At 36.8% G+C, this 25,732-nt stretch carries 27 protein-coding genes, 1 pseudogene and 1 riboswitch; of the genes and pseudogenes, 25 read left to right on the forward strand and 3 right to left on the reverse strand.

Annotated elements, in window-relative coordinates:
- From AC220I_RS05235 to AC220I_RS05290, 12 genes are all read left to right on the forward strand, one after another.
- The coding region (locus tag AC220I_RS05235) for a GNAT family N-acetyltransferase (RefSeq protein ID WP_486722768.1) at nucleotides 1-509 on the forward strand (509 nt) is incomplete at its 5' end.
- A 52-nt stretch (nucleotides 510-561) separates the two neighbouring features.
- A complete protein-coding gene (locus tag AC220I_RS05240) occupies nucleotides 562-1,131 on the forward strand; it encodes a DNA-3-methyladenine glycosylase I (protein WP_486722769.1) in 570 nt (189 codons plus the stop codon).
- Nucleotides 1,132-1,265: 134 nt separating this feature from the next.
- A riboswitch (purine riboswitch) is annotated at nucleotides 1,266-1,368 on the forward strand.
- 127 nt (nucleotides 1,369-1,495) lie between these two features.
- On the forward strand, nucleotides 1,496-2,083 hold the full coding sequence (locus AC220I_RS05245) for a xanthine phosphoribosyltransferase (RefSeq protein ID WP_486722770.1): 588 nt from the start codon (nucleotides 1,496-1,498) through the stop codon (nucleotides 2,081-2,083).
- Nucleotides 2,084-2,110: 27 nt separating this feature from the next.
- Complete coding sequence (locus AC220I_RS05250; protein WP_486722771.1) at nucleotides 2,111-3,256, forward strand: BMP family ABC transporter substrate-binding protein; 1,146 nt, start codon at nucleotides 2,111-2,113, stop codon at nucleotides 3,254-3,256.
- Nucleotides 3,257-3,269: 13 nt separating this feature from the next.
- Nucleotides 3,270-4,781, forward strand: a complete 1,512-nt coding sequence (locus tag AC220I_RS05255) for an ABC transporter ATP-binding protein (RefSeq protein ID WP_486722772.1) — start codon at nucleotides 3,270-3,272, stop codon at nucleotides 4,779-4,781.
- A complete protein-coding gene (locus tag AC220I_RS05260) occupies nucleotides 4,775-5,842 on the forward strand; it encodes an ABC transporter permease (protein WP_486722773.1) in 1,068 nt (355 codons plus the stop codon). The genes AC220I_RS05255 and AC220I_RS05260 overlap by 7 nt, the downstream gene beginning before the upstream one ends.
- A complete protein-coding gene (locus AC220I_RS05265; RefSeq protein ID WP_486722774.1) occupies nucleotides 5,839-6,762 on the forward strand; it encodes an ABC transporter permease in 924 nt (307 codons plus the stop codon). The genes AC220I_RS05260 and AC220I_RS05265 overlap by 4 nt, the downstream gene beginning before the upstream one ends.
- Before the next feature lie 51 nt (nucleotides 6,763-6,813).
- Complete coding sequence (locus tag AC220I_RS05270) at nucleotides 6,814-7,587, forward strand: GNAT family N-acetyltransferase (RefSeq protein ID WP_486722775.1); 774 nt, start codon at nucleotides 6,814-6,816, stop codon at nucleotides 7,585-7,587.
- A gap of 204 nt (nucleotides 7,588-7,791) precedes the next feature.
- Nucleotides 7,792-9,513 carry a methyl-accepting chemotaxis protein gene (locus tag AC220I_RS05275; RefSeq protein ID WP_486722776.1) on the forward strand — a complete coding sequence of 574 codons (1,722 nt, stop codon included), beginning with the start codon at nucleotides 7,792-7,794 and terminating at the stop codon, nucleotides 9,511-9,513.
- Between the two features lie 227 nt (nucleotides 9,514-9,740).
- Nucleotides 9,741-10,553 (forward strand): MBL fold metallo-hydrolase, encoded by an 813-nt coding sequence (locus tag AC220I_RS05280; protein ID WP_486722777.1) that lies wholly within the window; start codon nucleotides 9,741-9,743, stop codon nucleotides 10,551-10,553.
- Nucleotides 10,554-10,678: 125 nt separating this feature from the next.
- Nucleotides 10,679-11,263 carry a GNAT family N-acetyltransferase gene (locus AC220I_RS05285; protein WP_486722778.1) on the forward strand — a complete coding sequence of 195 codons (585 nt, stop codon included), beginning with the start codon at nucleotides 10,679-10,681 and terminating at the stop codon, nucleotides 11,261-11,263.
- Nucleotides 11,238-11,990 (forward strand): SGNH/GDSL hydrolase family protein, encoded by a 753-nt coding sequence (locus AC220I_RS05290; RefSeq protein ID WP_486722779.1) that lies wholly within the window; start codon nucleotides 11,238-11,240, stop codon nucleotides 11,988-11,990. Before AC220I_RS05285 ends, AC220I_RS05290 begins: the two co-directional genes overlap by 26 nt.
- Before the next feature lie 7 nt (nucleotides 11,991-11,997).
- Here the strand turns inward: AC220I_RS05290 and AC220I_RS05295 are convergent, their stop codons facing one another.
- From AC220I_RS05295 to AC220I_RS05305, 3 genes are all read right to left on the reverse strand, one after another.
- Nucleotides 11,998-12,717 carry a DUF6320 domain-containing protein gene (locus tag AC220I_RS05295; RefSeq protein ID WP_486722780.1) on the reverse strand — a complete coding sequence of 240 codons (720 nt, stop codon included), beginning with the start codon at nucleotides 12,715-12,717 and terminating at the stop codon, nucleotides 11,998-12,000.
- A gap of 11 nt (nucleotides 12,718-12,728) precedes the next feature.
- Nucleotides 12,729-14,018 (reverse strand): hypothetical protein, encoded by a 1,290-nt coding sequence (locus AC220I_RS05300; protein WP_486722781.1) that lies wholly within the window; start codon nucleotides 14,016-14,018, stop codon nucleotides 12,729-12,731.
- A 302-nt stretch (nucleotides 14,019-14,320) separates the two neighbouring features.
- Nucleotides 14,321-14,767 carry an Lrp/AsnC family transcriptional regulator gene (locus AC220I_RS05305; protein ID WP_486722782.1) on the reverse strand — a complete coding sequence of 149 codons (447 nt, stop codon included), beginning with the start codon at nucleotides 14,765-14,767 and terminating at the stop codon, nucleotides 14,321-14,323.
- A 142-nt stretch (nucleotides 14,768-14,909) separates the two neighbouring features.
- Here AC220I_RS05305 and AC220I_RS05310 point away from each other — a divergent pair, with 142 nt between their 5' ends.
- From AC220I_RS05310 to AC220I_RS05370, 13 genes and pseudogenes are all read left to right on the forward strand, one after another.
- Nucleotides 14,910-16,307, forward strand: a complete 1,398-nt coding sequence (locus AC220I_RS05310) for an oxaloacetate decarboxylase subunit alpha (protein ID WP_486722783.1) — start codon at nucleotides 14,910-14,912, stop codon at nucleotides 16,305-16,307.
- A 141-nt stretch (nucleotides 16,308-16,448) separates the two neighbouring features.
- Nucleotides 16,449-16,811 (forward strand): hypothetical protein, encoded by a 363-nt coding sequence (locus AC220I_RS05315; RefSeq protein ID WP_486722784.1) that lies wholly within the window; start codon nucleotides 16,449-16,451, stop codon nucleotides 16,809-16,811.
- Nucleotides 16,812-16,942: 131 nt separating this feature from the next.
- Nucleotides 16,943-17,749: a hypothetical protein gene (locus tag AC220I_RS05320; protein ID WP_486722785.1), complete on the forward strand. Its 807-nt coding sequence runs from the start codon at nucleotides 16,943-16,945 to the stop codon at nucleotides 17,747-17,749.
- Nucleotides 17,750-17,762: 13 nt separating this feature from the next.
- On the forward strand, nucleotides 17,763-18,932 hold the full coding sequence (locus tag AC220I_RS05325) for a TadA family conjugal transfer-associated ATPase (protein ID WP_486722786.1): 1,170 nt from the start codon (nucleotides 17,763-17,765) through the stop codon (nucleotides 18,930-18,932).
- Nucleotides 18,929-19,660: a type II secretion system F family protein gene (locus tag AC220I_RS05330; protein ID WP_486722787.1), complete on the forward strand. Its 732-nt coding sequence runs from the start codon at nucleotides 18,929-18,931 to the stop codon at nucleotides 19,658-19,660. The genes AC220I_RS05325 and AC220I_RS05330 overlap by 4 nt, the downstream gene beginning before the upstream one ends.
- A 9-nt stretch (nucleotides 19,661-19,669) precedes the next feature.
- Nucleotides 19,670-20,191 (forward strand): hypothetical protein, encoded by a 522-nt coding sequence (locus tag AC220I_RS05335; RefSeq protein WP_486722788.1) that lies wholly within the window; start codon nucleotides 19,670-19,672, stop codon nucleotides 20,189-20,191.
- A 9-nt stretch (nucleotides 20,192-20,200) separates the two neighbouring features.
- Nucleotides 20,201-20,431, forward strand: a complete 231-nt coding sequence (locus tag AC220I_RS05340; RefSeq protein ID WP_486722789.1) for a Flp1 family type IVb pilin — start codon at nucleotides 20,201-20,203, stop codon at nucleotides 20,429-20,431.
- Between the two features lie 13 nt (nucleotides 20,432-20,444).
- Entirely contained in the window at nucleotides 20,445-21,437 is a 993-nt protein-coding gene (locus tag AC220I_RS05345; protein WP_486722790.1) for an FHA domain-containing protein, read from the forward strand.
- 137 nt (nucleotides 21,438-21,574) lie between these two features.
- A complete protein-coding gene (gene hpt, locus AC220I_RS05350) occupies nucleotides 21,575-22,114 on the forward strand; it encodes a hypoxanthine phosphoribosyltransferase (protein ID WP_486722791.1) in 540 nt (179 codons plus the stop codon).
- A 91-nt stretch (nucleotides 22,115-22,205) separates the two neighbouring features.
- Nucleotides 22,206-22,874 (forward strand): deoxyribose-phosphate aldolase, encoded by a 669-nt coding sequence (deoC, locus tag AC220I_RS05355; RefSeq protein ID WP_486722792.1) that lies wholly within the window; start codon nucleotides 22,206-22,208, stop codon nucleotides 22,872-22,874.
- Nucleotides 22,875-23,057: 183 nt separating this feature from the next.
- Nucleotides 23,058-24,194: an AI-2E family transporter gene (locus AC220I_RS05360; protein WP_486722793.1), complete on the forward strand. Its 1,137-nt coding sequence runs from the start codon at nucleotides 23,058-23,060 to the stop codon at nucleotides 24,192-24,194.
- 10 nt (nucleotides 24,195-24,204) lie between these two features.
- On the forward strand, nucleotides 24,205-25,023 hold the full coding sequence (locus AC220I_RS05365; RefSeq protein WP_486722794.1) for a response regulator: 819 nt from the start codon (nucleotides 24,205-24,207) through the stop codon (nucleotides 25,021-25,023).
- A gap of 134 nt (nucleotides 25,024-25,157) precedes the next feature.
- Nucleotides 25,158-25,732 (forward strand): annotated as a pseudogene (locus AC220I_RS05370) (hypothetical protein); the annotation flags it as partial.

A 25,732-nucleotide genomic window follows, 5' to 3' on the forward strand; every position in this document is an offset into this window, starting at 1 on the left:
TAGAAAACGACCATATAAAATGCAGGGCAACTCTATCTGCTGATTTAGAGTTTGTCAAAACGGCAGAAAGTGACGCTGAAAATTCACGATTTATAAGCCAATGGACCATCGACCAGCATCTCAGTGCAATTGGGGATGAAGATCAAATGCATATCATTATAGAAGATTCCAAAACCGGTAAAAAGATTGGCTATATGCTGGTTGCAGGGTTAAAAAACAAGAGCAACAACATTGAACTTAAGAGAATCGTCATTACGGATAAAGGAAACGGCTATGGCCGACAAGCCTTTATATTAATGAAGCAATATATTTTTGAAGAACTCAAAGCGCATCGTCTCTGGCTAGATGTTAAGACCTTTAATGAAAGAGGTATTCATCTCTATAAATCTGAAGGGTTTGTAGAGGAAGGCATCATGAGAGAGAGCGTTCTATACAATGGAAAGTATGACGATATGTTGGTGATGTCAATCTTAGAACATGAATATCGCACTTTTGTGCATCAACTATAAAATATGATTAAATACTCATAATGAAGCATTAAAGTTAAAAGGAGAATTCAAAATGGCAAAGAAAAGATGCGGGTGGGCAGAATCTCACGAACTAAATCATGACTATCATGACAAGGAATGGGGAGTACCAGTTCACGATGACTTAAAACTCTTTGAAATGCTAAACCTTGAGGGCGCTCAAGCAGGACTATCCTGGTTGACCATTTTAAAGAGACGTGAGGATTACAACCTGGTTTTCGAGAATTTTGACCCTAACAAGGTCAGCAAATATACTGACGAAAGGCTAGAAGAAATTTTACTTGATCCTAGAATTATAAGAAATCGCTTAAAGGTATTTTCTGTTCGGTCCAACGCCATTGCCTATTTGAAAGTTGTAGAAGAATTTGGGAGTTTCGATGCCTTTATATGGCAGTTCGTAGGTGGAAAACCTATCATAAACGCCTTTAAGACTATGAGCGAAGTGCCAGTAAGCACCCCTGAAAGTGATGCCATGAGTAAGGCTCTTAAAAAGAGAGGCTTCAAGTTTTGTGGTACCACGATTTGCTATGCCTATATGCAAGCTGTGGGTATGGTGAACGACCATACGATTGATTGTTACAGATATCAAGAAGTGCAAATATAGGATTGAAATTATGGAATTTTAATGGTATAGTAAATCGATGTATTTTTACGAAAAATGCTCATAAAAGACTTGCTTTTATGAGCTTTCTAGTTTAAAATACAAACATGAACATCATTTTCTATTTGATTGTTCGTGATTACAATTAAATGATTACTCGTATAAGTTTGATAATATGGTTCAAACGTTTCTACAAACTACCTTAAATAGTTACAGGCTACGGGTTCGGTAAAATTTGAGTTTTTCTATGGTACGACTTGGCACCTGATCAATGCTTTGTTTGTGTTATGGTTTATCTCAAGTTTTTCAAGAACTCTGCCTTTGGCAGAGTTTTTTTACATCTAAAGACAAACAAAAGGAAAAGTGAATGGAATTATTAAAGCAAAAAATTTTAAAAGAAGGCACTACGGTAGGTCCTGAAATCTTAAAAGTGGATTCTTTTTTAAACCACCAGATCGATATCAGGTTAATGCAAGAAATTGGCAAGGAGTTTCACAAACGCTTCAAGGATAAAAAAATCACTAAAATTTTAACCATTGAGGCTTCGGGAATCAGTATTGCTTCAATAGCTGCAATCTACTTTGACGTTCCTGTGGTTTTCGCAAAGAAAACCCAATCTAAAAATTTAGATGCAGAAACGTACAAAAGCAGTGTTTATTCTTTTACTAAAAAAGCTCATTATGACGTCCAAGTTTCCAAGCGCTATTTATCAAGTGATGATCACATCTTAATTTTAGATGATTTCTTGGCAAATGGTCGTGCGGCGCTAGGCCTCATGGAAATTCTTGATCAAGCAGGTGCCACCCTAGAGGGTATCGGTATCGTCATTGAAAAAGGCTTCCAAGAGGGGGGGCAAATATTGAGAGATAAGAAGATCCACTTAGAATCTTTGGCTATTGTAAATCGTTTTGAAGATGGAAAAATTACATTTATCGAACAAAACCCAGTACGCTAATTAGCGAAATTAAAGGAGAAGAAGGAAATGAAAAAACTATTATCTTTATTAGTTGTCTTTATGCTCATCTTTGCTATGACAGGTTGTTCATCTAAACCAGCAGAGACTACAACACCAGCTACTACTGAAACTGCAACTACTGAAACAGCTGCTCCAGAAGCTGCAACTACAATCGCACCAGAAGATATGATCGTTGGCTTTATCTATGTTGGACCAATCGGAGATGGTGGTTACACTTATGCTCATGACCAAGGTAGATTATATTTAGAAGAGCAATTAGGCGTTAAAACAATCTATAAAGAATCTGTTCCTGAAACTCAAGAAGTTGAACAAGAAATTAGAAACATGGTAGATCAAGGTGCTAAAGCAATCTTCACGACAAGCTTTGGTCACATGGATTATACAGAAAAAATGTCAAAAGAGTTCCCTGAAGTAGCATTTTTCCATTGTTCAGGTTACAAAACAACTGAAAACATGTCAAACTACTTCGGTAGAATGTATGAAGCTAGATATCTTTCTGGTATCGTAGCTGGTTTAAAAACAGAATCTAACTCAATTGGTTATGTTGCTGCATTCCCAATCCCTGAAGTAATCAGAGGTATCAACGCATTTACATTAGGCGTTCAATCTGTTAACCCAGACGCAACTGTAAAAGTTGTTTGGACTTCAACTTGGTATGATCCAGCAAAAGAAAAAGAAGCTGCAATCTCTTTATTAGATCAAGGTGTTGATATTATTGCTCAACATCAAGATACAACAGGTCCTCAACAGGCTGCTGAAGAAAGAGGCGCATTCTCAATTGGTTACAATACAGATATGAGCACCATGGCACCAAAAGCTTACATGACTGCACCAGTTTGGAACTGGGGACCTTATTACACTGCAGCAGTTCAAAGTGTAATGGATGGTACTTTTGCTTCTGCTTCATACTGGGGTGGCATGAACGATGATATCGTTAGACTTGCACCACTTACTGAAAATGCACCAGCAGGCGCACAAGAAGCAGTTGATGCTGCTACTGCTAAAATCTTAGATGGTTCTTTAGTTGTTTTCTCTGGCCCAATTATGAATCAAGCTGGTGAAGTTGCAGTTGAAGAAGGCAAATCTTTAACAGATGAAGAAATGTTGAACATGATGTGGTTTGTTAAAGGTGTAGAAGGTAAAATCGAATAGATAGGAGCTCACGATGCAACAAGAAGTTTTCGTGCAAATGAATAATATTTGTAAAACTTTTGGGTCGGTTAGAGCTAATTACAATATCAATTTTAGTGTAAATAAAGGTGAAATTCATGCATTGCTCGGTGAAAACGGAGCAGGTAAGAGTACACTCATGAACATGCTGTCAGGTATTTATAAGCCTGACAGCGGTTCTGTTTTTATACATGGTAAAGAAGTTAAGTTCAATTCCCCAAAAGATGCCATCGCTCAAAAGATCGGCATGATCCATCAGCATTACAAACTCGTAGAGGTGCAGTCAGCCAAGGCTAATATTATACTTGGACAGACTGGATCCATTTTTGTTAATGAGAAAAAAATCAGTTCAGAAATCAAAGCCATATCAGAACACTATGGCATTCCAATAGATCCAGATAAAAAAGTCTACAATATGTCAATCGGTGAAAAGCAATCCGTTGAGATTTTAAAAGTCCTTTATCAGGGTGCAGATATCCTCATCATGGATGAACCCACAGCAGTGCTTACACCTCAGGAAACTGAAAAGCTCTTTAAAATTATCAAAAATATGGCAAATGAAGGCTGTGCAGTGATCATCATCACACATAAGCTTCATGAAGTTATGGAAATCTCTGACCGTGTCACAGTACTCCACAAGGGTACAACTGTTGCAACGGTCAATACTAAAGAGTCATCACCAAAAGAACTCACTGATTTAATGGTCGGTAAATCTGTTAATCTCTCCATAAAAAGACCTATGGTTAACCGCGGCAAAGCGGCGCTACAGGTTAATGATTTAATGGCTTATGATCAAGACAAGGTAAAGGTACTTGATGGGGTAAGCTTTGATCTTTTTGAAGGCGAAATTTTAGGGGTTGCCGGTGTTGTGGGCAGTGGTCAAAAGGAATTATGTGAAGCCATCGCAGGTCTTTACTCTGTAAACTCAGGTTCAATTATGTACAATGATGAAAATATTTTGGGACTTTCACCAAGAGATATCATCAAAAGAGGCATCACCATGAGTTTTATACCAGAGGATCGATTGGGGATGGGTCTTGTTGCGTCTATGGACATGGTGGACAACTATCTCTTGAAGGCTCACCATAACCAAACGGGAATATTCCTTAAAAGAAAACCAATCATGGCAAAATGTGAAGCCATGATTAACCAATTGGAGATTAAAACGCCTGGCATTCACCATCCTATAAAACAATTATCAGGTGGTAATATACAAAAGGTCCTTATCGGACGTGAGATTGAAACCAATCCCCATGTTCTCATTACGGCATATGCTGTTAGAGGTCTTGATATAGGCGCTTCTCATACCATTTACGATTTGATAAACGATCAAAAACAAAAGGGTGTTGCTGTGCTCTTTATCGGCGAAGACCTCGATGTTTTACTTGAGCTTTGCGATCGAATTATGGTCCTTTGTGACGGTAAAATTACTGGTATCGTTAAAGCAGATACTGTAACAAAAGAAGACTTAGGTCTAATGATGGCAGGGGAGGCGATTTCATGTTAAGAATGGTTAAACGAACTGATATGACATCAAACAAGGCTGCTATTATTAGAGTCGTTTCAATATTATGCGCCCTGGTAACAGCAGGATTATTTATTGCTATTATGGGCCATAACCCGATCCAAGTTTTTTCATCAATGTTTATTGGTGCTTTTGGTTCTGCTTTTAGAATCAAGGATACTTTAACCATAGCAATTCCTTTAATTTTGACTTCAGTTGGTATTATGATTGCCTTCAAAATGAAATTTTGGAACATCGGTGCTGAAGGTCAAATTTTAATGGGGGCGTTTTTTGCAAGTTTCATTGCACTTAACTTTACAACACTACCTAAACCATTATTACTTCTCCTTATGTTTATTGCTGGTTTTATCGGTGGTGGCTTGTGGGCACTTTTACCTGCTTTCTTAAAAGTAAAGTTTGACACAAACGAAACCATTATCACTTTAATGCTCAATTATATCGCAATCAAGTGGATTACCTATCTCCAATACGGTCCTTGGAAGGATCCTAAATCCATGGGCTTTCCCAAGATTGCAAATTTCCCCGATGCGGCTATCTTACCAAAATTTCTAGGCATCCACATGGGTTGGGTCATTACACTTGTCATCGTTATCATCGTCACCGTAATGATGAAATACTCAAAAAAAGGTTATGAAGTGGCTGTTGTAGGCGAGAGTATTGATACTGCAAAATACTCAGGCATCAATGTGAACAAAGTCATCTTAAATGCACTTTTCATCAGTGGTGGTATCTGTGGTATCGTGGGCATGATGGAGGCTTCTGCTGTAAATCAAACACTCACACCATCTCTCTCTGCTGGTTATGGGTATACTGCAATTATTACCACTTGGTTGTCTGCACTTAATGCTGCAGTAATTATTCCAGTTTCAGTTTTATTCGCAGCCATGATCAAGGGTGGTAGCTTCATTCAAACAGCATTCCAAATTCCACAAGCAGCTGCAGATGTCCTTCAAAGTATTATTTTATTCTTTGTCATCGGTAGCGAGTTTTTCGTTCAATATAAATTACTCCCTAAAAACAGTAAAAAGGAGGGAACAGCATGATTACTGCATTTTTAACCGCTGTCATTATTGCAGGGACGCCTTTGCTTTTTGCCACATTGGGTGAATTGATTACCGAGAAAGCGGGTCACTTGAATCTAGGTGTTGAAGGTATGATGTTAATTGGTGCTGTTGCTGGATTCGGTGTAGGTTTATATACTGAAAATCCACTCTTGGCCATTATAGCAGCCATGCTTGCTGGTGCCGCATCTGCTCTCATTTATGGTTTTTTAACAGTAACCCTAAGAGCCAATCAAGTCGTTTCAGGACTTTCACTTACTATTTTCGGTGCAGGTCTATCAAGCTATATCGGAACTGCTTTTGTTGGTAAAAAATTATCTGAAGTCATTATAGATTTTTATAAGCCAATTGAAATTCCCTTATTATCAAAGATTCCATTGATCGGAAATATCGTATTCAATCAAGATATTTTCATTTATTTCGGCTATTTTGTTGCCATTTTGTCAGGCATTTATCTCTACAAGACTCGAATGGGCCAAAGCTTAGTCGCTGTTGGTGAAAATCCAGCCGCAGCAGATGCTTCTGGTGTAAACGTCAACCTCATCAAATATGTGCACATCTTAATTGGTGGTGCACTATGCGGTCTCGGTGGTGCTTATTTATCCATCGTTGAGGTCCCGCAGTGGCAGGACAACATCACAGCTGGTAGGGGATGGATTGCCATTGCACTGGTTATTTTTTGCAAATGGAATCCTTATAAAGCTTTATTTGGTGCCTATTTATTTGGTGGTTTAAGCATCATCGGCTTTAGACTTCAGCAATTTAACATTTCACAAAACCTTTTGGATATGTTACCCTATTTAGTAACAATCATTGTCTTGGTGTTAAGTTCTGTTAAGCAGTCTAAAGAAAATGCGCCGCCTAAGGGTCTTAGTATTCCTTACTTTAGAGAAGAAAGATAGGCTGTTTACAAAAAACTTTGACAAGCAATGTATTATTTAGGAGGCATGCTCATGGATTATGGTTTAATCCTTCAAAATAATCGAAATGCGCTTTTTAGAAATATCGCTGAGTTAAACAAGTGTCTAATTGAAGATCAGGGTCCTGTAAAGTTTATGGATTTGAGACCCTATCTTTACAGCAGTACCATAACGGATTTTGACATTTCATATGTAGATACCATGATTCGGGAAATACGCTTTAATCGACTTCCATCAACTATTTTTATGGGAGACACAGACTTAAATCGGCCCAAAATTGAGTGCTTGTTAAAACGAAATGTTGTTCATGACAAGCTTCCGATTATGACAGTCCATATGAATGCCCTTATCAAACCAAAGGAACCGAATTCTGATTATACCTTACAAAGCGTTAGCGGTGTATCTGATCTTAAAATGTGGTGTAGTGTCATCGCCAAAGGCCTCTTCGAGAATATGACCATGCCACTTGACCATATGATCAAACTGTTTTCACACACACTAGAGGATTCGAGATATATTTTGATGGTTGGTTTTGAAGATGAAGTTCCCGTGAGTGCAGGAATTGGCTTTATAAACAAAATAGATTTCCATACCTCTGTAGGTGGCATCTATATGATTGCTACCGTCAAAACACATAGGGGAAGAGGCTATGGGGCAATGCTCACATACCACCTTACACAGGCTCTATTCGAAAATAAAGCGGCCTTTGTCATATTAGACGCATCAGCAATGGGTCAGTCCATCTATCAAAAAATGGGATATATGGCTAGAGGTTTTTCATACCGATTTTTTCCAAATCAAAATTGAAAATCCAAATCAGTTTGAACTTAAAAGTCTAAAACAACTCCTCACAATAAAGGAGTTGTTTTTTTACAATATAAAACGACACAATGTAACGTCTTGTTACAATTTGTTTACACTTTTAAGGCATTTGAACACAATTCGTTCATGACCTTTTTGAACATATATGTTAAACTATTCACACAACAGAAAAGGTCTAGGAGGCTTACAATGAAACACAATCGCATCAAGAACAAAATAAGCACCAAAATCGTAAGAATCACCTTATTGTCAATTTTAGTTTTACTTATTTTTACAACAACCTTTACTTATTATTCACTGACGAGTGCTCTTGACAAAAGGATGATAGACGTAGCGGATGGCACACTTAAGGCAGTCGAAAACAGATTTGACGAAGACACCTTAAATACTATTTTGAAGGAAAATAGCGACGAAAGTGATGCTTATCTCTCAATTAAAAGGAGCTTGATGATCATTAGAGACGCTTCCACAATTGAGTATCTGCACATTGTTGTGAAAACAGATGATGGTTATGCCTATTTATTAGATGGTCTCTCAGAGGATGAGGATACAGCAGGCTATTTAGAGCCAATTGAGACGGAATATACGCCATTCTATGACGAAGTCAATGCTACAAAAAAGCCACTCTACGGCGAATTTGAAGACTACGAGGGCATGGTGCTCTTCACCAACTACTTCCCGATTTTGAACAGCCAAAACCAAGTAATCGCCTTTCTCGGTACGGATTTTAACGTAACATCAGAGGTTGCTGATACTTATCAAACCTTCATCCTAATTGTGGTCTTCACTGTGATTGCACTTATGATTATAGGGTTGATGCTAACCCTAATCATCAATCGTTCACTTAAACCGATACAAGCGCTTGCAGAAGATTGTAACAGGCTTGCTGAATACGATCTTTCAAATCCAATCAACACAAACTATAAGGGTGAATTCAAATTGTTAGCTGATGCCTTAAGTACACTTCAAGCCAACAATAAACTTCTGATCTCTAGGGTTCAAAATATTTCAAACAACATCAGCCACAACTTTATGTCGGTTCAAGAATCAAGTCATACCATCTCTGGAATGATTCAAGAGACCACAGCTGCTTTAGGTGAAACTTCGGAAAATATTTCTGAACAGGTTTCCAATATGGTTCATCTTACTCAAGACAGTCATTCACTTTCAAACCACGTATCAGAAATGTCTTCAGCGATTTCCACAGCAATCAAGGACGGTAATGATGTCAAGAAAAGCACAGAAATCTCAAGCAGGCAAATGGGGCATATGAAGGCTCAATTTGTTGAAACAGAGGTTGGCTTTAATACCCTAAATCAAAAAATGAATGACCTCTTTGAAAAATCAGGGGCAATACTTGGAATTATTGAAACCATAAGAAGTATCGCGGATCAGACCAATCTCTTAGCCCTAAATGCCTCGATTGAAGCCGCAAGAGCTGGTGAACAAGGGCGAGGCTTTGCAGTCGTTGCTGAAGAAATCAGAAAGCTTGCTGAAGAGTCAGGACAGTCCGTTTCTGAAATTGATTCAATCATCAAGTCAGTTTTAAATGAAATAAAGGCTTCTAACGAAATTACGACCACTAACCACGACCTTATTTTGAAGTCGAATCGTGAAATTGAAGATACTATTAAACAATATGAGTCAACAGAACAATATATTGGTGCTATTTTGTTCAATGTATCTTCTCTTGAAAGTAAAATCGAATCTATTCTAAAACTTCAAAAAAATGTACTGGAAAAAACCGAAATCGTAAACGCTATTTCAAATAAAAATGCCAGCAACATCGAGGGCATAAGTGCTGCTTCGCAAGAAGAGAGTGCAAACGTAGAAGAAATTACAGCAAGTATTGATACACTGAACGAAATGATGCAAGAGCTCAACAGTCAAATCAACCTATACAAGCTCTAGTATTCTTGCATTTAATCAATCATTTAACGCCAAAACCCAGTTTTGCAGCATCTACTCGCTTTTGAAGATTCTTGCTCAAAGCTGGATGAGAACTAACGATCTATAATAAGTGGACATGTCCTTTCAAATCATTGAAAACGACATGTCCATTTTTAAATCATAGTTTCTTGTGTCCCACTCATAATGTGATAAAATAGTATTGATAAAAGTTATAAGGAAGTGTAATCATGGAATTTTTAACTCTGATTGACAACATCGTTTATGGTGAAGTTTTAACAGCTGAACACGGCTTATCCTTTATCATTAAAACAGGCGACAAGAAAATACTCTTTGATACGGGCCAAACCGGCGCTATTATTCATAATGCTGGCTATTTGGATGAGGATCTTGAAACGATTGACTTTGTCGTCTTAAGCCATGGTCATTACGATCATTGTGGTGGTTTAGAGTCCTTCTTGGCAATTAATCATACTGCAAAAATATATCTCAAATCCCAGGCGGTGATGGAAAAATATAGTCGTGATTATCGAGAAATCGGCTTAAAACTCAATAAGCCATTTGATGAATATCCCAACGATTTCATTTTCGTTGACGAAGATTTTGAAATAGTCCCTGGTATAAAGTTGGTTGCCAATATAAATGAGTTTGCAGAATCATTTGATTCTAAAGCCTCTTTTTTTGTTAAACGCGATCGAAACTATATAATGGATCCCTTCCAAGATGAGTTGTTTTTACTCGTCACAGAGAATACAAAACACTACTTGTTTACTGGATGTTCCCATAAGGGTATCCTAAACATCATTAAAACAGCTTCAATGTTAATTCAAGGGAAGCCAATAGAATTTGTCGCTGGCGGCATGCACTTCAGCAGTAAGATTGTCAATATCTTAGACCAGTACATCGAGCAATTTGAAGCCATGAACGTCAAACATTTATACGTAAATCATTGCACTGGTATTGAAGGTTATTTAAAACTTAAAACAACCACAAAACTCGATACGATATATGCTTTTACGGGCTTTAGATATGAAGAAACATAAATTGAGGTTCATTAATCTACATGTAAAATAAAGCGTGTACATGTACATTAAAGCATTTCCCATTGCTTTTCGATTGAAGTTTTGGACGGCAAGATTAAATCATAAGAAAATAGGAAGGGTAATATATGAATTTAGATGCACTAAATACATTTCCATTATTAGAAACAGAACGATTAAAACTGACCAAAATAGAACCCTTCTATTTAGAAGCATTCTATGACATATTTTCAAAAGAAGAGGTTATGGTAAAGTATGGTATGTTTCCAATCACTGAATTAAAGGATGCTGCATGGTTTATTGATCGATTTAATGAAAGTTTTAAAGGCAAACGATCTATCAGGTGGGGCCTTATATTAAAATCAGAAAACAAACTAATTGGTACTTGTGGCTTTCATGGTTTCAATGAAATGTCATCACGTGCAGAAATGGGTTACGAACTCAACAATACCTATTGGCACAAAGGCTATATGAGCGAAGCACTTGATGCTATTATAGAATGGGGTTTTACAGTCTTTGATCTCAACCGAATTGAGGCTTTAATTTATCCTGATAATCCATCTAGCGAACTCATTGCAAGCCGCCATGGATTTAAATTTGAAGGTTGTTTACGCCAATACGCTTATTTCAGAAATATTTACCAAGACTTAAATATGTTCAGCTTATTAAAACAGGAGTGGCTAAATCATGAAAATATTAGTAGCAGGGGATAGCATCACAGAAGGCATCACAGGGGTAAGCTATCTTGAAAAATTAGAGCTGCTTATGCCAGACTGCGAATTTACCAATTTAGGCCTTGGTGGTGATACCATCATCGGCATTGGTAATAGAGTTTTAGAACACCTAAAACTAAATAGCGACTATGATATCATCATCATAGAAGGTGGTCACAACGATATTTTGCTCCCAGTTTTCGAACAGCAGGAGTTTATGTTTAAAATGACTGCCTTTACCTTAAGAACAAGAGGCAGTATACCGATTAAAGATCCTGAAATCTTTAAAGGTACTTATTTATCAACTATGAAAGCCATTCGAAAGCTCTCGAATGCAAAGCTCTTTGTCACGACATTATCTTGCATCAATGAAGACTTAGAAGCCATTACCAATATCAAGCGCAATCTTTATAATCAAAAGATTCGAAAACTCGTGACAGAGTTCAACGAGGGGACATCTTCACCTCAGGAAAAAATCACAATCATTGAAATTGCAAATGTCATTGACCACTATTTAAAAGAACAAATTCAAACATCGTACTTGCTCAATAACTATTTTAGCGCCTTCATAAAAGATGCACACAATCATATTTCTGAGGCTGCAGCTGACGCATTAAGCGATGAGCGCAATTTAAACCTCACAATAGATGGTGTGCACTTGAATTCAAAGGGTGCCAATATATTTTGCCACATATTTTACCAAACGATTAAGTCTGCATTAATGTAGGCTTTTTTTATACGTGGAATAAACGAATTAATCTCTCCTTGATGTACTCAGGCATTTGATAGTAAAGCCCAGCTACGATACCTGAAAAGGCCAACAAGGAGATGGTAGAAATAAGTGACCAGCTTAGGTGAACTTTGTGAATGATATTAAGTGCAATGACAACCTCCACAAAAGGCAATAAAATGGCCAGGGTCACACAGATATATACTGGGATGAAAATGAAGTGGTTTGTATGGGCACTTTTTGCGTACTTCCTAGAAACTACCATAGAAACGATGGTGCTGAAGAGTATAATCGGAAGCGCATATGTGAAAGACCAAGTCATCTTGGTATCGATACTGTCAAGCATCAGGGTCAGGAACATGGTCATTAAACCAAGGCCAAAGAAGATTCGGTCAACCCGTTTAATATACCCAAGGAGCAAAAATACAACAATCACCGAGGCGATGATACAAACGACGCTATACTGAAATATCCTATGTGCAGGTTTTATAAGGGAATTGAGCACAATCAAGATAGACATGGCTGCAATACTGATCATAAAGTAAGTATAAAATATTTTGTTCTTGGTGGCATGACTTTGTCTCACGTGAGAGTTTAAGGCATCAGGGAAGGCTTTGATCAAAGGCTCCGCTTGAACCAGATCATCTGGTACTTTATAATCGCAAAGGGGACATACTGAAATATGTTCCTCTAATCTCACACCACATTTACTGCAAAATGCCATGGGGCACCTCCTCAATAATTTGTTTCAATTTTTATGGTCAAGCCCTCATCTCTCAACTTCCTAAAAAACAACCTTTCTATGACTCTGTCATCTGTTAAGCTTCCAAAGGAAATGGTCGTGAGGTCATTGTAGGTAATGACAGTGGCTTTTACGATATTGCCTTCACTTGGTGGTGGCAATACCTCTAATTTCTCAATGAATTCGCCATAGGGCTCATCAATTTTAATTACGCCCAAGTTTGACAAACTGCTGGTATAGCTGCTCTCACCATAATAATTGTATATAAAGGGCATGACTAAATCCTTAATATAAAGCGGAATCAGTCTCACATGCCAAAATAGCTCATTTTTAAAGTTTCTGGAAATGTAACGTTTCAAGTATTTATCTGTAAGGCAAAGTGCAAAATAATGATCCAAATAATCCAGAATTTCTTTTCTGCTATAATCGCCTAATCTCAAATCTATGCTTGGTGTTACACTGATAAAAAAATTGCGCATGGTCTCAGAAGGAAATATAGACCTTAAATTCACTGGCATATTGATAATTAATGGCTTTAAATCCTTTTGCTTTGGCCTATCCACTTCCTTTATAAAATCTTGAATGATCTCAAAGTAAAGACATAAGAGCATCTTGGTAGGGGAAGTGTTGTTTGACTTAGCCAAGGCTTTAAAGGCAGAAGCACTATAGGTGCCATTGGTAATTCTGTATTCACCTTTTTCAATGAGTTTAAAGGGGAAGTGATAGGCTTTTTCAATCTTAGGCGGTCCTGGAATTTTCTTTTCATAGTAGGTTTTAAAAGCATCTTCCTCAAACTTCAATAACGTTTCTTTGGTGAAGGGTTCACTTTCGTCATTCGCCACACTTGAATGTGACTGATGAAGGAGATTGTAGTAGTTCCTTATAATATCCTTTAAAAAGATGAGACCACCTGCGCCATCTGCTATTGCATGTGAAATTTCCAAATGCACCCTATTTTTAAAATAGAGGATTTTGAAAGGCATAGGCTGGCTATTTCTCAAATCCGTAGAGGTACAAGGAAAATACCGTTCCCGATGAACCTTAGGCGGTTCAGTTGTTTTTTCAAAGTAATACCAAAATATGCCCCTTCTCAATTTTACATTGAAAACAGGGAAGCGCTCACTACTCATATTAAGTGCTTCCTGAAGTAAATCTGCTTTTACGGGCGCTTTAAGGACTGCGGTCAGCCTAAAAATGGTGGAGACACGCGATGAAGCAATCGAAGGATAAAGCTTTCCTGCATTATCTAATTTAAACCAATTATCTTGTTTGTTTTTTTTCATATGATCACCAGCTCAATCCGAATATGTTCATAAATTATTCATTATTTTTCGTCATTTTCCTGTGTAAAAATAGGAAAGGGGGGTATATTACAAATAACTTAATAGTTTATCTATTAGGTGTTATTAATAAATTTCCCCCCTATTTCCTCTAGTAAGATGCTAGAGGCTTTTTTTTGTCCGCTCTTCAACAAAAGTAATTCTTTCGTTATATATTCTTTATTTTCATAACATAATTTCGTTATGTTTTTTAGATATAATACAAAAATGCCGGTATACAAAAATACATTTTGAACTTAATATACTTATAAATTCTCTTCAAGTGGTAAAATTGGTTTGCGCTTTAATGGACTTGATAAAATAATGGCTGTTTTAGTGCTGCCAATTGTTTGTATCTTATCGAGTATATGTTCAAGCTCATAAGTATCCTGACAAACAACCTTGACGGTCATACAATCCTCACCAGTAACATGATGACATTCGATGATTGCCGATTCGTCAAGCGCAAGTTTTTTAAACTTTGCATGTGCACTAACTTTCATACCCACATGTACGATGGCTTCAACATGCATATTTAAACTTTTAGGGTCAACAAGTGCAGTATAACCCACAATTATGCCGTTTTCCTCAAGCCTTTTTACACGTTCAGAAACTGCTGGAGAGGTTAGATTTACACGTGCTCCAAGCTCTTTCATAGAGATACGGCCATCTTCTTGTAAAATTTTGATTATCTTTAAATCAGTAGCATCCATTTGAAAACCCCCTAATTATATTAAGAAATTTGAAGATTAATCTTAATTAATAAACTATATACATCATATCACTTTTTTAAAAAACTGTACAGTTATTCGAACTAATGATATTATTTTTTTATAATCAGCAAGGAGGAATACCATGACTGCTATTAAGATCACGGAAACCATTTTAAGAGATGCGCATCAGTCGCTAATTGCAACGCGTTTAAAGACAGATCAAATGATACCAATTTTAGAAACCTTAGACTCAATCGGATATCACGCATTAGAATGCTGGGGTGGTGCGACATTTGACGCTTCACTTCGTTACTTGAATGAAAATCCATGGGATAGATTAAGAACCTTAAGAAAACACGTTAAAAACACAAAATTACAAATGTTATTAAGGGGCCAAAACATTCTTGGCTACAAGCATTATGCAGATGATGTTGTAGAAGAGTTCGTAAAAAGATCAATTGCCAATGGGATCGATATCATTCGAATTTTCGATGCCTTAAATGATATTAGAAATATTGAAAAAGCATTGATTACAACTAAAAAAGAGGGTGGACACGCACAAGCTGCCATTTCTTATACCATAAGTCCAGTGCATACAATCGAAACTTATGTTGACCTTGCTAAGTCTATGGAACAACTTGGTGCAGATTCTATCTGTATTAAGGATATGTCTGGTTTATTAGTGCCTTACGAAACTGAAAAACTCGTAAAGGCAATCAAGTCAAACATCTCTGTGCCACTTGAAATCCATTCACATTGTACAAGTGGTCTCGCTTCTATGACGTATTTAAAGGCAATTGAAGCTGGTGTAGATATTATTGATACAGCAATTTCACCATTTGCTAGCGGTACTTCTCAGCCACCTACAGAGCCATTTGTTGCCACTTTAAGAGGGACTGAGTTTGATACTGGCCTTGACTTAAAGCAACTGGATAAAGTAACTCAATACTTCCAGCCAATTAGAGATAAAGCACTTGATACTGGTCTTCTAGATCCAAAGATCCTTGGTGTGGACATCAACACCTTGGTCTACCAAGTACCTGGTGGTATGCTCTCTAACTTAGTTTCTCAACTTAAAGCGCAAAATGCACTTGAGAAATTTGAGGAAGTTTTAAAAGAAGTACCTAGAGTACGTGAAGACTTAGGTTATCCGCCACTTGTAACACCTACAAGCCAGATGGTAGGTACACAAGCTGTACTTAATGTCATTATGGGTGAACGTTATAAAATGGTTCCTAAGGAAATCAAAGAGTATGTTCGAGGCATGTACGGCAAGCCTACAGTCGAAATTTCTAAGGAAATTGTCGAAAAAATCATTGGCACACAAGAAGTTATCACCTGTAGACCAGCAGATATTATTGAACCTCAACTTGAGACTGAACGCAATAAGATGAAAGAGTACCTCGAAGAAGAAGAGGATGTATTATCTTATATCCTGTTCCCTCAAGTGGCTGAAGACTATTTTAAATACAGACAAACTCAAAAATATAAAATCGACAATGAATTCGTCGACAAGGAACAAAAGACACATCCTGTATAATTAATTGACAGATCCTACTCATAACTTATAAACTTTTAAAGCAAAGACCACCCATAATCGGGTGGTCTTTGTGATTTCACTTTACAAATCGTCCAAATTTATATACCATCATAAGAGTAAACAAATAAAGTGGAGGCAAACATGAGCAAAAAAGAAAAGTCAAAAGCGCCTGTACCGCAACAAGGCAAGCAGACTCGTAAAGATAAGTACAATCAAATGGTATATGACAATTGGCAAGCAAATAGAGACATGGGCAAACGCAAATTTATCATCAAGTTTGGCGTCTTCAGTTGGGGGATTGGGACATATGTCATCTACTGGATTATGATGATGGTTTTAAACGCAGTGACAAAAGCAAACGCACAGTTCGGCTTATATCAATTTGCATTTACACTGGTCTTCTTTATCATTTTCGGTTTGATCTATGGTGCTATTCTTTGGCATCGAAATGAAAAAATCTTCAACACCAAGTTCCCTTATGGTAAAAAATCTCAAATGAAATAGTATAAATATAGAAGTGATTTATAATCTCTAGGGCAGTTTGTATTTAGCAAGCTGTCTTTTTTGAATTCGTTATTTACATTTTATTACATTTAATCTATAATAATGTATATACCATATTTTAGGAGGTTACTTTGTATTATCTATTGCATTCTCCTTTCACAGAGAGACTCTACCATAAATTAAAACCACATTTATCTGAAATCATTTTATGTGCAGAACTTGAAACACAAATGATTGCAGAAAGCGATTACATCATCTTCGAAGAAATTTTAATGCACAAGGTCCCGAATTGGTTACATAATAAACAGTTCATTATTTTATCAGAAGTCATGGAGAAGCCAAATTCAATTTACAAGTATCAGAGCTATTTGGAAATCCTAAAAGCCATACAAAAGCAAGATAAAGTAATACTATCACTTGTGACGGATGGCGTGCCCCACGAGGCAGTACTTAAACATTTCAACGAAGGCTTTATCAGGGGGGCCATTATAATCTGCTCCTTTTCACTCAACACCGATTTTGACATACTTTTTGATTTACATAGCGTCAATCAGATCTCTTTAAATATGATTGAACCCTATTTAAGAAAAACAAACACCCCCCACATATTTGAACTGATATTCTTTAAGTCATTACTTGATCAAATTAGACCACCAAGTGAACAAATATGTGAGATTTTAAGTGTCCTGAACAAAAAATATCATTTGATTTTAAACATATCACCCATAAAGACTGAACTTGATTTGAAACTGCTTCAATTATCAACTCATATTTTTTACATAGGGGATAGCCCCTCTAAATTAAATCTCAATATTATAGAACAGGTCAAACATATAGCCAGCACAAGCGATATTAGGCCTCTTTTTACTTCAACTTGCAAAGACCAAAACACGACCTTTGAACAGCTTTTGGTAGAGAACTTGAGAAATATATTCTAATCTTGGGGGAATGATGATTTCATACGAATTGATACAGACTTTAAAAACACAGATATTAGAACGTATTCCAGCAGTTGAGGAGGCCCATGTTCAACAAGCCATTCATCAAGAGGTATCAAATTTGAGTCATTTGGATATCAATATGAAGATGAAACTAAAAGCCGCATTGTGGGATACGATCTTTAAATACGATGTCATCCAGCCATTACTAGATGATCAGAGTATTAGTGAAATCATGATTAACGGGCCAGACTCTATATTTATTGAAACTGAAGGTGCTTTAACACGTTCTAATCTCAAGTTCTCAAGTCACGAACACCTCATGGGCCTCATCCATAAAATTGCAGTTGAAATTGATCGCCCAATAAATACAGGCAGCCCTATAATGGATGCACGTCTTAAGGATGGTTCAAGGGTCAATATCGTGATTGAACCAGTGGCATTAAACGGTCCAATTGTCACCATTAGAAAGTTTAGACAAACCTACAATGATCCACGTGAGCTCATTCAAAATCAAATGCTATCCAACGAACTGGCTCTTTTTTTGGAAAAATGTATTAGGAGTAAGCTAAACATATTTATCTGCGGTTCCACAGGATCAGGTAAAACAACACTTTTAAATTGCTTGACCCATTACATACCCACGTCTGAACGCATCGTTACCATTGAAGATGCTGCCGAGCTTCAAATACAGAGACATGATAATCTGGTCACTTTGGAAGTCAAAAAATCCAATTCAAACCAGCAAACGATCTCAATTTCTAATTTGATAAAAACAGCACTTCGTATGAGACCGGATCGCATAATTGTGGGGGAGGTAAGGGGCGAGGAGGTTATTGATATGCTACAAGCTATGAATACAGGGCATGATGGTTCTTTGTCTACAGGACATGCCAATTCTGGTATAGATATGCTCATAAGACTAGAAGTTATTGCCTCAAGCCATTCTAAAATCAACCATACCTTAATTAGACGTCAAATAATATCTGCCATTGACCTCATCATCTTCATCGAGAAGTTGCCAAACGGTAAACGTAAAATCACTGAAGTTAGTGAAGTCAGCAAGACAGAAAAGGACTATGTCTTGAACAAGATTTTTGATTATTATGACACGAGTGACATTATGGTCGATTATGAAGCAAGACTTTCCAACCATCACAAATTAAGGAGAGCCCAGTTATGATTTTAAACAAGCTCATAAATAATTTTAAGGAACTTGATTACATGCACTTTTTTTTTGATTTGACTTTCTATATATTGGGAATTATAGCATTTTACAACAATTACACACTTTTTCCTGTTCCCCTTATCTCTATGGTGGCATTGACTAAGTATAAGCAATTCTACAAGCGAAACAAGGCCAGAGAGATTAGTCAACACCTCATTGAATTTCTAAATTACATCAATTCAAACCTCAGTATCGGCATGAGCTTTGAACAAGCCATACTCTCGTATGAAAAAGATCACTTTTCAACCTTCGACCATGAAATGAAGTCAAAATTTGAAAAACTGATCAATGCAATTAAAATGGGGATGTCAAGGGATCAGCTTTTGTCAATCCTAGAAACCGTTTTTCCCATAAGGGATACAAAACGATTTTCCACGATGCTCAGGCAAAGCATGAAAACAGGTGCCAACCAATCCTTTATCGTCAGCATTACCTTGGATAAGCTCTATGTAAAACATCGAACAGAATCCGAAATAGAACTGATTCTCTTTCAGAAAAAAACAGAGCAGATGATTCTATGTATCGCACCCATGTTCATTATCCTCATGATCAGGCAAATGTCACCAGAATATTTAACGCCCCTGTATTCAAGTCTTTTGGGGCATATTATTATGACAATCTCATTCACGCTTTTAATCCTGATGAAGGTCATATCCAGAAAAATAATCCAAATTGAAATTTAAAGAGGCTATATGTTAAAAACCATCGAAGCAAAGTTAAAACCCTATAATGACAAACTGGACGCATTCCTTTTATCCATTCATTTAAAGAAGGTAAAGACACATCCCTTTAAGATTGAACTGGCAAATTTTATCCAAGAGATCCTATTGAACATGACTTGTGATATGACCATTGAAAGTGCCATAAAGGGGGCTATTGTCGCCAACAAGGATAATCAAAATTTTCATGCTTTAAATCTCAAAATCACAAAGCAAATTTCAGCCATAAATGCCTTGAACTTATTTGCGCTAGAATGTAATTTTCACGAATTGTGGAAACTCTCACGTCTTATAAACCAAAATTTTCTCACCGGCAGTGACAGCACTTATGCTGCACTCGAAAGATTTCATGATGAATTATGGGAACAAAAGCTTCAGAATGTTCGAATATTATCCGAAAAGGCCAGTCTTTATCTTACATTTTTATTGATGTTGTCACTCTTTAGCGTCATTATGGTGGTGGTTGCACCAATTATGATAAATATAAACTTATAGGAGGCACATATGCTACTAAATCATTTATTACCACTCTTGCCACGAAAGGTCTTTTGCTTGGTTAAAAGCGCCAAAGTCCAGGACGAAAGAGGCCTGGGCACCATCGAAATGGTCATCCTACTGGCTGTCCTTATCGGCCTTGCTTTTATGTTCAAAGGCTTTATAGGTGATATTTTCAAGAGTATAACAGAAGGCATCAATACAAACGACCTTGGAAATGCCTCAAAGCTTGCACCATAGGGATGGTATATCTATGAATACTCTTGAAAACAAAAACAAGTTCCACTCGGAAACGCTATGGGGTCAACCAGTTGACCCCATTCATCTTAAAATGCTACAAAATATTCATTTGAACATGCTGGCCCCCTTGATTGAAATTGAAGAGAAGGGGGAGAAGACAACATTCTCATACGACATCTCTGGTTTAATCTCTGTTCATGAATTGCTGGAAAGCCAGCGCTTTAACCAAAGACTCATACATCACTTACTTGAAAGCACGTTAAAGCTACAGCTCGTCCTTGACCAATATATGCTGAGTATTGACATGGCGAGATTTGATGAAAGGGCTTTATACTACAAGTCTTCATCAGACCAGTTCATCTGGATTTTACAACCCCTTGATCGCTCAAAAGTCGAAGCTCAAAGGGAACAGCTCCTATTTTTTAGACATCTTTTTATAGAGCTTGACCTTCTTAAGTCATCTGAGCTAACAAGTCTTTTAACGACATCAGAATTCACATTGACCAATCTCTGCCAGTGGTTTCAAAAAAAAACAAGCCAGTTAAATGTCATAAATGATGCACCTCAAATGTCAGTGCCGCTTTTGAAGTGGCTACCAAAGTCCATATTAGCACTTATGACCCGTCACAAGGGAGATAGGGGAACTGCCATGCCAACAAGCGCTTTAGAAAATATTAACCAGACATCCAGCAAGTCTCTAAAAAAGACATCCTATGTCCATCGTCATCCCATTCTATTGTCAAGAGACCAGCCCGCCCTTCATTATAAGATCTATTATGAAACCTGTCTAATCGGCCGAGATGATAAGTGCGAGCTCAGTATAGATGAAACCTCTATTAGCCGTGAGCATGCAAAACTATACACTGGTGAGGCTTCCTTCCTAATCGAGGATTTAGAATCGACTAATGGCACTTTCGTAAATAATCAAAGAGTTAAGGGGAAAGTCAACCTACAGCATGGGGATGAGCTTAGAATTGGACACTGTGATTTTATCTTCCTCACATAATTTTTTTGATTTTATAGAAATTTTGCAAATATCAAGTGCCTTTTTATGTTATTATGTTAAGGTGAGTAGTGCCTGAACTGCACTGTAAATCGGAAAAGAACCGGTTAAAGGTTAATAACAAATTAAGGAGTACACAAATGATTAATGATGTAAAAGAAGTTCTTTTTTCTGAAGAAGCATTAAATGCTAAAGTAAAGGAAATTGCAGCTCAAATCTCAAAGGACTACCTTGGGAAAGAGCTTTTATTAGTAGGTGTTTTAAAGGGTGCAAACGTTTTTATGTGTGATTTAATGCGTGAGATTACCTTTCCAATTATGATTGATTTTATTGCGGCTTCAAGCTATGGACATTCTACAGAATCATCTGGCGTCGTTAAAATTTTAAAAGATCTTGACTACAGTATCGAGGGAAAAGATGTCATCATCGTTGAAGATATCATCGATACCGGTTTAACCCTGAATTATTTAATAGAAAACTTCAAATCTAGAAACCCTAGAAGCCTTGAAATATGTACACTTTTAGATAAACCAGAAAGAAGAATCGCCAACATCAACGTCCGTTATGTAGGTTATAAAATTCCAGATGAATTTATCGTAGGTTATGGTATTGACTATGCTGAAAAGTACAGAAATTTACCATTTATCGCTTCATTAAAGGAATCGGTGTATACAAAGTAGTTGTATATATTTTATAAAATTGCGTGTTTTCATTTGACGATTGGGTACTAACCTTATATGATTTAATTAAAATATGCGACGAGGTGGATTTATGAATTTAGCAAAATATATTGATCATACGATTTTAAAGCCTAATATTACAGATCGTGAAGTCATAAAAGTATGTGATGAAGCAAAAGAACATCATTTTTTCTCAGTATGTGTTAACCCTTACTTTGTGCCATTGGTGGCAAAAGAGTTAAAGGGAACGGATGTAAAAGTGACTTCAGTTATAGGTTTTCCGCTTGGGGCAAGCACAAGCGAAATCAAAGCTTTGGAAGCAAAAAAAGCCGTAGAAGATGGGGCAAATGAAATCGATATGGTTATCAACGTGTCTGCACTTAAAGATGGTAAATACGACTATGTTCAAAAGGACATTGAAGCAGTGGTGGGTGCCATCAAAGGCAAGGCCATCTTAAAGGTAATTATTGAAACCTGTCTATTGACAGATGCAGAGAAGGTAAAGGCATGTGAGCTTTCAAAAGCAGCTGGCGCACAATTTGTTAAGACATCAACGGGTTTTAGCACAGGTGGTGCTACTGAAGCTGATGTCAAGCTCATGAAAAAAACAGTTGGTGATGCCTTAGAAGTTAAAGCATCAGGTGCCGTAAGAGATTATGAAACTGCGTTAAAAATGGTGGAAGCTGGCGCAACTAGAATTGGTGCTTCATCATCTGTTGGGATCGTAACAGGTCATCAGTCAGAACCCTCGGATTACTAAAAATCTAAAGTTTAAATAAAATCGAGCGTTGGTTTACGTAATTATATTATGTCAACTAGCGCTTTTTATTTGCGCTTTTCACCATTGTCATTGAGTTGTAATGTTTTTCTAATCCAATTTTCAGCATAATCCTAATGAGATGTGGTATATTAATACTATAAGCATAACAATATGAGGTGAAAGATGAATTTTAAAGATGTTAATCTTTATTTCTATGCAAAATTAATTGCTGTGGGCACAATTGTCATATTATTTTTAACAAAAACGCCAATTTGGACCTTAATCGCAAAGGGCATAAAGCCTGTGGTCTACGCTTTTATTATTGCCTATATCCTGGATTACTGCGTCAGATACTTCGAAAAGAAATTGAAGTTCAACCGGATTATATCCATTATTATTACTTTTGCAATTTTTATTTCTATAATAGTTCTATTTGGTGCTTTAGTGGTACCTCGTGTTGTTGATACCGTCAGTATACTTATAAATTCTATAGGTGATGCCGATATTAATCTTGATGACATCTTTAGACAAGACTTCAATAACATTTATTTGAATGAAATTCAGCAGAGTATTATCAATGCTCTAACGCCCATGCTACAAAAATTGACCAATGCAACTGGAACTGCTGTCTTGCTCCTTGTAAATGAAATCCAAAAGATCACTTCAGGGTTAATTTCATTTATTGTAGCTTTCATTATCTCCATCTATATGCTGGCTGAGAAGAACGATCTTGTTGCAAGATTGAAAAGACTTATTTTTGCCTATTTTGATGACCATCATTCAAATTGGATTATGTATACCTCTAGAAAGGCCCATTATATTTTTAAGGATTTTGTTGTGGGTAAACTCTTAGACAGCTTTATCATTGGTGTCCTTTCATTTGTAATTCTATCTATTTTTGATTTTGAATTTAAACTTTTGATTGCCATCATCATTGGATTGACTAATATGATTCCATATTTCGGACCATTTTTAGGCGCAGTCCCGGCAGCAATCATTACTTATATTGGAACGCCTAGCGCACCTGTAAATGTCCTTTGGATTTTGTTGATCATATTAATTATCCAGCAATTAGACGGGTGGGTCATCGGACCATTTATTCTAGGAGATTCAGTAGGCGTCAGTGCATTTTGGATTATTTTAGCGGTGACCATAGGGGGTGCAACCTTTGGCGTATTAGGTATGTTCCTAGGTGTGCCGGTTCTCGTTCTCATAAAAACCCTACTAGAAGATGATATCCAGAAAAAACTGTATTCAAAGGGTTACGAAGGTCTCGAAGAACAATTTATCAGAACGAAAAGAAAAGCAAAAGAAAAGTAGGAGGGTGTAAATGGTTGGCATTTTAGTGGTTGATATTAATACAACAACTTCATATCGCATAAAAAAACTGCTGGAAAATACAAACACTGAAATTATAACAGCAACGACCTCTATGGAAACGATAAACCGAGTTTCAGGACCTGAAAGAAACATAGACCTAGTGATCATTGACGTTCAACTTGGTCCTGAAGATGGCTTTGATTTGATTAGTCATATCAGGTCTATAAAGGAAGATATTGTCATTTGTATCGTCACTGCTCAAAATACCAGACGGTCTTTTGTTAAAGGTATTAAAGTAGGGGCTTCAGATTATGTCCTTAAGCCATTTGAAGATGACTACTTAAGGCAAAAACTACTCTATCATATAGATTCTATTGAAATGTCAAAAGCCATTCCAAATCAATCACCAAAAGCAATTGATCAGGCCATCTACAATGCTGTTAAGAAGGCAATCCGTGAAGGTTATGAGCTAATGATCGGTTTATTTATTCTCTATCACACAAGTTCTGAAACCACTGTTGATGTCAATATTAAAGACCTGGCCATCTTAAAATCTATGACACATTACTTTAGCAGCCATTTGACCGTTGAGGATGAGTTTTATACCTACGGTTCTAACGGCGCTGTGATCATCATGCCAAAGCACAAGCTCGACCAAAAACAAGAACTGATCAATGAGTTCGAAAACCTCATTCAAGAGTTCACGACATCATATGGTATAAAGGATACTTTGATCACTTTTGATTTCATCAGTTTACCATTTGAAGTTGATCCAAAGGAAAATGCAATCTCCATTTTGGCAAAAAGGGTGGAGGAAAAGGTCAAATAGAAAACCATACTAAATCTAAGGCACATTTGAGTTTACTTTATCAAATGTGCCTTCTTTATGTTCAAATAAACGTTTTAACACTACAAATTTGGGTAAATTATTGACATGTGAAGGTGGTGAGTTCAATCGTAAAGATGAGAAAAATAATGGTTTTAGTGGTGATTTTAAGTCTACTCCTCATAAGTTCAACCATAGGCTATTTGGATACACCATTGGCAGAGCGTGACGATTATATTCATATTTTAATCGTTTCTTCTTATGCCCGGGACTTTGCACACACCAGAGATGCGGAAAAAGGTATCGTGGAAACCTTAAATTCAAAATACAATCATATTATTTTCAGATACGAGTATTTGGACTCAAAGAACTATACAGATCAAATTTTTAGAGATATGCAGGCTAAAATCTATCGGGAAAAATATTCAAAAACACCTATAGACTTAATCATAACCGTTGATAATAATGCCTTAACCTTGATTAAAGAGATTAAGGATGATATTTTTGAAGGCGATATTCCTGTAATTGCAACAGGTCTAAACGGAATGGATGCAGTTATTAACGAAGATCCTGAATTTTATGATAAAAATCCATTTTACCTAATTGCAGAATTGCCTGATTATAAAAGGGGACTGGAACTTGCCATTAATCAATCCAAAGTTAAACCAACTGATATCTATGTGATTGGGGATCAAACAGAAACTACCTTAAA

Source organism: Fusibacter sp., from assembly GCF_057447755.1.

Excerpts from the sequence above, each read along its gene's own strand:
- AC220I_RS05240 (WP_486722769.1), top strand. The coding sequence starts at position 562 with ATGGCAAAGAAAAGATGCGGGTGGGCAGAATCTCACGAACTAAATCAT.
- AC220I_RS05245 (WP_486722770.1), top strand. The coding sequence starts at position 1,496 with ATGGAATTATTAAAGCAAAAAATTTTAAAAGAAGGCACTACGGTAGGT.
- AC220I_RS05250 (WP_486722771.1), top strand. The coding sequence starts at position 2,111 with ATGAAAAAACTATTATCTTTATTAGTTGTCTTTATGCTCATCTTTGCT.
- AC220I_RS05255 (WP_486722772.1), top strand. The coding sequence starts at position 3,270 with ATGCAACAAGAAGTTTTCGTGCAAATGAATAATATTTGTAAAACTTTT.
- AC220I_RS05260 (WP_486722773.1), top strand. The coding sequence starts at position 4,775 with ATGTTAAGAATGGTTAAACGAACTGATATGACATCAAACAAGGCTGCT.
- AC220I_RS05265 (WP_486722774.1), top strand. The coding sequence starts at position 5,839 with ATGATTACTGCATTTTTAACCGCTGTCATTATTGCAGGGACGCCTTTG.
- AC220I_RS05270 (WP_486722775.1), top strand. The coding sequence starts at position 6,814 with ATGGATTATGGTTTAATCCTTCAAAATAATCGAAATGCGCTTTTTAGA.
- AC220I_RS05275 (WP_486722776.1), top strand. The coding sequence starts at position 7,792 with ATGAAACACAATCGCATCAAGAACAAAATAAGCACCAAAATCGTAAGA.
- AC220I_RS05280 (WP_486722777.1), top strand. The coding sequence starts at position 9,741 with ATGGAATTTTTAACTCTGATTGACAACATCGTTTATGGTGAAGTTTTA.
- AC220I_RS05285 (WP_486722778.1), top strand. The coding sequence starts at position 10,679 with ATGAATTTAGATGCACTAAATACATTTCCATTATTAGAAACAGAACGA.
- AC220I_RS05290 (WP_486722779.1), top strand. The coding sequence starts at position 11,238 with ATGAAAATATTAGTAGCAGGGGATAGCATCACAGAAGGCATCACAGGG.
- AC220I_RS05295 (WP_486722780.1), bottom strand. The coding sequence starts at position 12,717 with ATGGCATTTTGCAGTAAATGTGGTGTGAGATTAGAGGAACATATTTCA.
- AC220I_RS05300 (WP_486722781.1), bottom strand. The coding sequence starts at position 14,018 with ATGAAAAAAAACAAACAAGATAATTGGTTTAAATTAGATAATGCAGGA.
- AC220I_RS05305 (WP_486722782.1), bottom strand. The coding sequence starts at position 14,767 with ATGGATGCTACTGATTTAAAGATAATCAAAATTTTACAAGAAGATGGC.
- AC220I_RS05310 (WP_486722783.1), top strand. The coding sequence starts at position 14,910 with ATGACTGCTATTAAGATCACGGAAACCATTTTAAGAGATGCGCATCAG.
- AC220I_RS05315 (WP_486722784.1), top strand. The coding sequence starts at position 16,449 with ATGAGCAAAAAAGAAAAGTCAAAAGCGCCTGTACCGCAACAAGGCAAG.
- AC220I_RS05325 (WP_486722786.1), top strand. The coding sequence starts at position 17,763 with ATGATTTCATACGAATTGATACAGACTTTAAAAACACAGATATTAGAA.
- AC220I_RS05330 (WP_486722787.1), top strand. The coding sequence starts at position 18,929 with ATGATTTTAAACAAGCTCATAAATAATTTTAAGGAACTTGATTACATG.
- AC220I_RS05335 (WP_486722788.1), top strand. The coding sequence starts at position 19,670 with ATGTTAAAAACCATCGAAGCAAAGTTAAAACCCTATAATGACAAACTG.
- AC220I_RS05340 (WP_486722789.1), top strand. The coding sequence starts at position 20,201 with ATGCTACTAAATCATTTATTACCACTCTTGCCACGAAAGGTCTTTTGC.
- AC220I_RS05345 (WP_486722790.1), top strand. The coding sequence starts at position 20,445 with ATGAATACTCTTGAAAACAAAAACAAGTTCCACTCGGAAACGCTATGG.
- hpt (WP_486722791.1), top strand. The coding sequence starts at position 21,575 with ATGATTAATGATGTAAAAGAAGTTCTTTTTTCTGAAGAAGCATTAAAT.
- deoC (WP_486722792.1), top strand. The coding sequence starts at position 22,206 with ATGAATTTAGCAAAATATATTGATCATACGATTTTAAAGCCTAATATT.
- AC220I_RS05360 (WP_486722793.1), top strand. The coding sequence starts at position 23,058 with ATGAATTTTAAAGATGTTAATCTTTATTTCTATGCAAAATTAATTGCT.
- AC220I_RS05365 (WP_486722794.1), top strand. The coding sequence starts at position 24,205 with ATGGTTGGCATTTTAGTGGTTGATATTAATACAACAACTTCATATCGC.